This is a genomic window from Petrotoga sp. 9PW.55.5.1, from assembly GCF_003265365.1.
In the GTDB taxonomy this organism is placed as follows: Bacteria; Thermotogota; Thermotogae; order Petrotogales; family Petrotogaceae; genus Petrotoga.
Genome location: NZ_AUPM01000076.1, coordinates 1 through 6,117 on the forward strand (window position 1 = coordinate 1; position 6,117 = coordinate 6,117).

Below are 6,117 nucleotides of genomic sequence, written 5' to 3' on the forward strand. Positions count from 1 at the left end.
CCTTCTCCTATTATCTTCTCCATCTTTTAATACTTACTACCTTATCTGCTTTTCTTATCGTCGATAACCTGTGAGATATTATTATCAACGTCATATCGTATTCTTTTAATTCTTCAAATATCTCTTCTTCTGTTTGTGAGTCTACTCCCGATGTCGCTTCATCTAATATCAGTACCTTAGGATTTCTTATCAATGCCCTTGCTATGGCTACCCTTTGCCTTTGTCCATCTGATAACTTACTTCCTCTTTCTCCTACTATCGTATCGTATCCTTCATCTAATAAGTTTATGAATTTATCTACCTTCGCTTTTTTCACAGCTTTGTCGAACTCTTCTTCACTGAATTCATCACCTAACATTATGTTTTCTTTTACACTCATGTTGAATAATGGATCGTTACCCCTTACCAGTTTTATACCTTCTCTTATCTCTTGCCATATTTAAGTTTAAAAGACATTATTGTTTATCAGTTCATATTTTTTTTCAGTTGCTTTCATTTCACTTTCTAAAAGAAAACAATTAAAAGCTAAATTAGCCTTTGTATTCTCCAAAGAAGAATATATCCTTAGAAACTCTAAAATTATTTGTGAATTATCAGGATAAGAAGATACTAAAAATGTTAATTGCTCTAATTTCATAGAAAGAACTTTCGCTGAATCTTCTAAATAACTGATGGCGTTCCAAATATTATAAACATACATTAACTGATTATTATTTTGTTCGCTAACTAATAAATCTAAATCTTCCATTTCTGTAGTTTTGAAAGAAGAAGCTGTAGTTTCAAAAAATAATCCTAAAGAAAAATTAAAAGAATCATTGTAAGATATAGTAACTTCAGGCTTTAAAGAAAATTTATTGGCTAATTCAATTTGATTTCCAATTCTAAGTGTGTAAGCTAAATTTGGGGACTCTTGATCGTAGGTATTTTCGTAAGATAAAGTGGTTGAAATTGTTGGAATGTTCGGATAATATTTTGGGGCTAAAGTAATGAAATAGAATTCATTAATTTCTTGTATTTTTTGAACGAAATTCTCTAAATACTCTGAAGTATAATATGTATTTAAAAAGTACCGAATATATTCTTCAAAGCTAAAATTTGATATATTTTTAATTTCTTCATTTTGACTTATTAAAATATCGAATTGTTTCTTATTCAACTCAAATGAATTTTTTATATTATTGTAATCAGATTTATATTGTGAAATTATTATTTTGTTATCAAGATAATTGTTGTAGGCTATTTGTTTATTTTTATATTCATTTTCTATCTCTCTTTCTTGTTGATCAAAATGATTATAATAATTATTATAAAGATTTAAAATGTTTTTTTGATTCATATAATTTAGAATGGAGGAAAAAATAGATATTATCTGTTCTTTTTCTATATCTATTTTTTGAAATTCTGCTTTCACTATTTCCTTTTCTTTTTCTTGCTCCATTTTGCCCATAAACAGTACATTCCTCAAATCATTTGAAAAATTTATATTATAACTATTTTGGTTAATAGTCAACCCTATTGAAGGAATAGGATTAAATTTGATATTATCTCGTTCACTAATTTGAGTATTTAATTGATTTTCTATAATCTTTTTGTTATAGGTATCAATTGTTTGAGCGATTTTTTCTATGTTATTGTACACATTAGCTGAAATAGTTAAATTAATTATAACAAACAATACTATTGAAACTTTCCTAAACACTTTTATCTTCACCTTCTTTATGCAATATCATCTTTCAAAAATAACTTCTTAAAAATGTGCATTTACCTGGATTACTTTCCACCTTTAATAGTATTCCTTTTAAATAAAAAGGTAAATGCACAAGCTAAATCGTATTTTTTAAACTATCAGAGTTTTTGCACCATCAAATAAACAGTTGCTCCAATTTATACTATCCGTTTCTATTACTATAATACGTATATTAAATCCAATTAGATCATTAATTCAGTCATCTTTAATATTTTGTAGCTTCTCTATTATTGGTAAAGTTTCATATATTTGGTAATTTTCTTTTGTTACCAATATTAAAAATCCTCTGTAAGCTAGCAATTTTATTGGTTCTTCAACGAAAGGTTGTTCGTTAATTACTTTAGTTGAATATTTTCCCTCTTCGTTTTGTACAATGACAGCTATTTTAAGTTTATTATCTGATACGGAATGGTATGATATGAATATATTTTCTAATGAATCAATTGCAAAACCATAGATCTTATCATCTTTCAATTCTTCTAAAAAAATACTTTTTAGAAAACTTCCCGTTATTTGATTGTACTGGTAAATTCTATTTGAAGAATCTCTGATATATAAATCCCCTCTTTCAGAAGTTATTACTTCCTCAAATTGTGTGGAGTCTATTCCTTCTATGTTACTTCCCTTGGTTGCAGAAAAAGATAAAACTATTTCGCCTGAAATATTCATAAGTTGAATTTTATTATTCTTTTTATCTAACAGCCAAAAGACACCTTCCGAAAAACCATAAGATGTGGATAATAGTAGATCATTTTTAGAGTTTATTTCAACATCTATAGTATTAACCAAATCTCCATCTAATGATAAAACAACAACCTTATTTATATTTTCTGAGTAGCCAACAATGAAGTTTGAAATTCCATTTGATTGAATAACACTTCTTTCTTCTGAAGAAACGTCTGTTTCTCTTACAACTACAAAGATTAAATTACTTATTTCATAATCTTGATATTCTTTTTTTGGAAATATGTGTATAATATTGTGCGGTGCAAATCTATCAGGTTGAATAACTGAGTAAATCTCTATATATGATTCAACCAGAATGTTGTTAGGTTCTGAATATACATAAAATTTACTATCTCCATAAGAAAATGCATCAGTAATTGGAGGAAGTTTATCAACTGTGAAAGTATAAGATGGAGAAATATCCATAAAAGCATCCACACTTCCTTCAGCAAACAAAAAATTACACCAAGCGATAGAAAATATGGTTATTAAGACAAATATTTTCGTTACTTTTTTTGTGGATCTTCTCATTGCATTCATCTCCTTTTTTTCACTTTATAAATTTAATAGAATCCAAATAAAACCTTTTCTTTTCACTAACAATTAATTAAGAAGATTTACTTAACTTAATTGAAATTATAAGTTGAAATATCCTGTAAGTCAATTCCAATCTTACTTACTTAATATTATATATAAACATATCCACTCAAAATTGATATAATGGAACTGTTGCAGACCAACTGCCTGTATCAGTTATGTTCCCAAAAACATTACGAAACTGTGCTGTTACATTATAAGAACGTATTCTCCAATCAACATACCAATCAACTGTATATAAAGGAGGAAGCGTTATAGAAGAAGAAATAGTATCTGTAATAGTTTGTCCTTGAGAATAGCCTATCTTAGCTTCTACTATACTACTAAATCCAGATGATGTACTTATAGTAACGGTTTTAGATACGGACCTACTAAAAGTTGCAACCATTTCAACAGCTGAAAGAGTTAAATTAATTATAACAAACGATACTATTGAAACTTCCCTAAACACTTTTATCTTCACCTTCATTATACAATAGTATCTTTCAAAGAAAACTTCTTAAAAAATGTGCGTTTACCTGGATTACTTTTCCACCTTTAATAGTATTCCTTTTAAATAAAAAGGTAAATGCACAAGCTAAAATCGTGTTTTCAAAACTATTAGAAAATATCAGCAAAAGTATAATTATTCAATATTCCACCTCACAACTTTGTGAGGGATAGCAAGGTCAAAAAAATATCTTTTTAATTCTCCGTGGTTGTAAATTACAATATATCCCCTAGTTCCATTTTCTTCTTTTACTACATCAAATTTTGGATATAAAAAGATTTTTGGACTATTAATGTATAACTTTATATTTAAATCTTTATCAAAAATGTATATTTCACTTTCACCTTTCGACAGCATCAAGTTATTTTCAAAGCTAATAAAAGAATGGTTTATTATTGAATCTTCCCCTAATTCAACTCTCTTTTCTTCTACATATTTGTTATCTTTTGCTGATAATTTATAAACACCTCTAATAAAACTTATTGTTATACCTTCTTGATCTTCTTTGCCTTCCGTATAATATACATATAGACTGTTATCAATTATTTCTAAATTATTATATTGAATAAAATTTGATAATTCAACTGACTCAGGGTATATTTTTATAGCTTCCTTTCCCATTATTTTGAAAATCCCTTTAATATCATCTAAAACGTATATTTGTGAATTTAAAATGGCTATGTCGCTCAACTTCATTGATTCGTTCAATTCTATTTTATTAAGAAACATCCCATTTGGATCATACATTTTAATGATGTTAGAATAAGCTACGTACAATACCCCATTAGAGTAACTTAACCCTCCAACATCTAAAAATTTTGTGTAGTCTTCTTGATTTATAAGGCGTGGAGTTAATTCAGTTAGAGGATGAATTAATGCATCTGTTTGCAAGTCAATAACTCTTTTAATATTTCCTCCTGCATCTAATAGAGCAACTGCTTTGTTTTCCAATAACAAGAAAGTTCGGCTACTTTCGCTCTCTATATCCAAAATTTGATAATAGTCTCCAGAATAATTAACGATAAAATTTTCATCGAGTTCTAAATCAACAGCGAATATACTGAAAGATAAAATAACAAAAATACCGATCAAACCAAACTTGTTTTTCATAATAATGTCTCCTCTTATTTTAGTTAATTACCTGTAATACCTCCCCAACTTAACAAACATTTCTCATCTTTTTAATACTTTAAAATACATACTTACCAACTTTCTTCAATATAAATTACAATTTCTCCAGGTTTAAATCCGGATGTTCCATTTTCCCCTGTATCATCCCCTGCGAAAACAAAAACTCTCCCCAACACTAAAATAGTGATTAAGAATATTACAATAAGTCTCTTTGCTTTTTTTCTTCACCCCCATAACTTATTTTGATAAATAAAATTTCTGTACCCTATTTTTATCATACCCTTTTCTATATGATTTTCAAATAATTTTTTTATTGGGCTTAAATATAGTTAGAAACGTATTTTCAGAGATTGGCTCAAAAAATCTTATGTAAACTTTAATTAAGACATTTTTTATCATATTTTATATTTTGTTTTCGCTTTCTCTTTTTTGATGATAGTTATGATTTAATTAATTAAAAAGAGAAAAACGATTAACTATTGACTTGTTAACATTGGAACCAAAGTAAATATTATGTTGTTTTTAAATGACAATTATGAAACAAAAGTAGATATTCATAAGGAGATAATTCAAATGCTTTTAGAATTAGAATAAAAAAGTTCATAATGAACTATGGAAGGTATTATGAAATAAGAAACATACCAAAAGGATTAAGGTCAAAAGTACCAAAAGAAATCAATGTATTTGTGAAGAAGTACACTTTAAAAAGAAGATTATCTGCAACTTCTTTCTATGTTTTTGAAGAAAAAAAGAGAAGAACTTGTTGAAACGTTAGAGGAGTTTGGTTGACCAAAAAGATAAACTCCTCTTGAAAGGATTAGAGTAAAAGAGGTGTGAATATGCATTTTAGGTAGTTTGATGTTTTTTATTTATTTCTAACGGTTATATATAAAAATTATGATCAAAAGATATGATATAATTTTTCTATAGCAATAAGATTATAATTTTTATTTTAAAAATTATAAAAGGATCGAGAATATGGATAAAGTTATTTCAAAAAACAAAATACCAATTAGGTTAACAAATGAGAGATGGGTTCATATTACAGAAGAACATTCAGAAATGGCTGGATACTATTTCGAAATACTTGAAACAATTGAAAATCCCGAAGTAATTTATAGAGGTAGGGAAGGAGAGTTTATAGCTGTAAAAGAAATTGAGAAAAGTAAATATATCGTAGTTATATATAAGGAAACAAGTAAAGAAGATGGATTTGTAATAACCTCATTTTTAACAAGGAGAAAAAATCAATTGGAAAGGAGACCAAAAATATGGGAAAAATAGAAATAAAAAAGATATTAGACTTGATTCCCGTTTTAATAGAAGTTCCTTACTCACGAATATGGACCTCTTATGATAAAGAGGTCGATGTATTATACATAAATTTCAAAAAACCAAGTCATGCAGACGATTCTGAACTTACTGA

The 6,117-nt window shown here is 27.3% G+C and carries 7 protein-coding genes; 2 read left to right on the forward strand and 5 right to left on the reverse strand.

What is annotated here, in order from left to right; translation table 11 throughout:
• Window positions 1–10: 10 nt before the first annotated feature.
• From PW5551_RS10030 to PW5551_RS10050, 5 genes are all read right to left on the reverse strand, one after another.
• Window positions 11–439, reverse strand: a complete 429-nt coding sequence (locus tag PW5551_RS10030) for an ATP-binding cassette domain-containing protein (RefSeq protein ID WP_370445950.1) — start codon at window positions 437–439, stop codon at window positions 11–13.
• Window positions 440–445: 6 nt separating this feature from the next.
• Complete coding sequence (locus PW5551_RS10035) at window positions 446–1,699, reverse strand: hypothetical protein (RefSeq protein WP_113075635.1); 1,254 nt, start codon at window positions 1,697–1,699, stop codon at window positions 446–448.
• Between the two features lie 243 nt (window positions 1,700–1,942).
• Window positions 1,943–3,004, reverse strand: coding sequence for a hypothetical protein (locus PW5551_RS10040; RefSeq protein ID WP_113075636.1), 1,062 nt, complete (start codon window positions 3,002–3,004; stop codon window positions 1,943–1,945).
• 175 nt (window positions 3,005–3,179) lie between these two features.
• The gene (locus PW5551_RS10045) at window positions 3,180–3,521 is read right to left on the reverse strand and encodes a hypothetical protein (RefSeq protein WP_113075637.1); all 342 of its coding nucleotides are present in this window, start codon (window positions 3,519–3,521) and stop codon (window positions 3,180–3,182) included.
• Window positions 3,522–3,695: 174 nt separating this feature from the next.
• On the reverse strand, window positions 3,696–4,670 hold the full coding sequence (locus PW5551_RS10050) for a hypothetical protein (RefSeq protein ID WP_113075638.1): 975 nt from the start codon (window positions 4,668–4,670) through the stop codon (window positions 3,696–3,698).
• Between the two features lie 626 nt (window positions 4,671–5,296).
• Here PW5551_RS10050 and PW5551_RS10055 point away from each other — a divergent pair.
• Together PW5551_RS10055 and PW5551_RS10060 are read left to right on the forward strand one after the other, a co-directional pair.
• Window positions 5,297–5,458, forward strand: a complete 162-nt coding sequence (locus PW5551_RS10055; protein ID WP_199562307.1) for a hypothetical protein — start codon at window positions 5,297–5,299, stop codon at window positions 5,456–5,458.
• A 211-nt stretch (window positions 5,459–5,669) separates the two neighbouring features.
• The gene (locus tag PW5551_RS10060; protein ID WP_113075639.1) at window positions 5,670–5,975 is read left to right on the forward strand and encodes a PBECR2 nuclease fold domain-containing protein; all 306 of its coding nucleotides are present in this window, start codon (window positions 5,670–5,672) and stop codon (window positions 5,973–5,975) included.
• Window positions 5,976–6,117: the final 142 nt, after the last annotated feature.

What these genes read in the sequence shown, in the direction of transcription:
- PW5551_RS10050 (WP_113075638.1), bottom strand. Translation starts at nt 4,670, where the DNA reads ATGAAAAACAAGTTTGGTTTGATCGGTATTTTTGTTATTTTATCTTTC.
- PW5551_RS10060 (WP_113075639.1), top strand. Translation starts at nt 5,670, where the DNA reads ATGGATAAAGTTATTTCAAAAAACAAAATACCAATTAGGTTAACAAAT.
- PW5551_RS10055 (WP_199562307.1), top strand. Translation starts at nt 5,297, where the DNA reads ATGAACTATGGAAGGTATTATGAAATAAGAAACATACCAAAAGGATTA.
- PW5551_RS10040 (WP_113075636.1), bottom strand. Translation starts at nt 3,004, where the DNA reads ATGAGAAGATCCACAAAAAAAGTAACGAAAATATTTGTCTTAATAACC.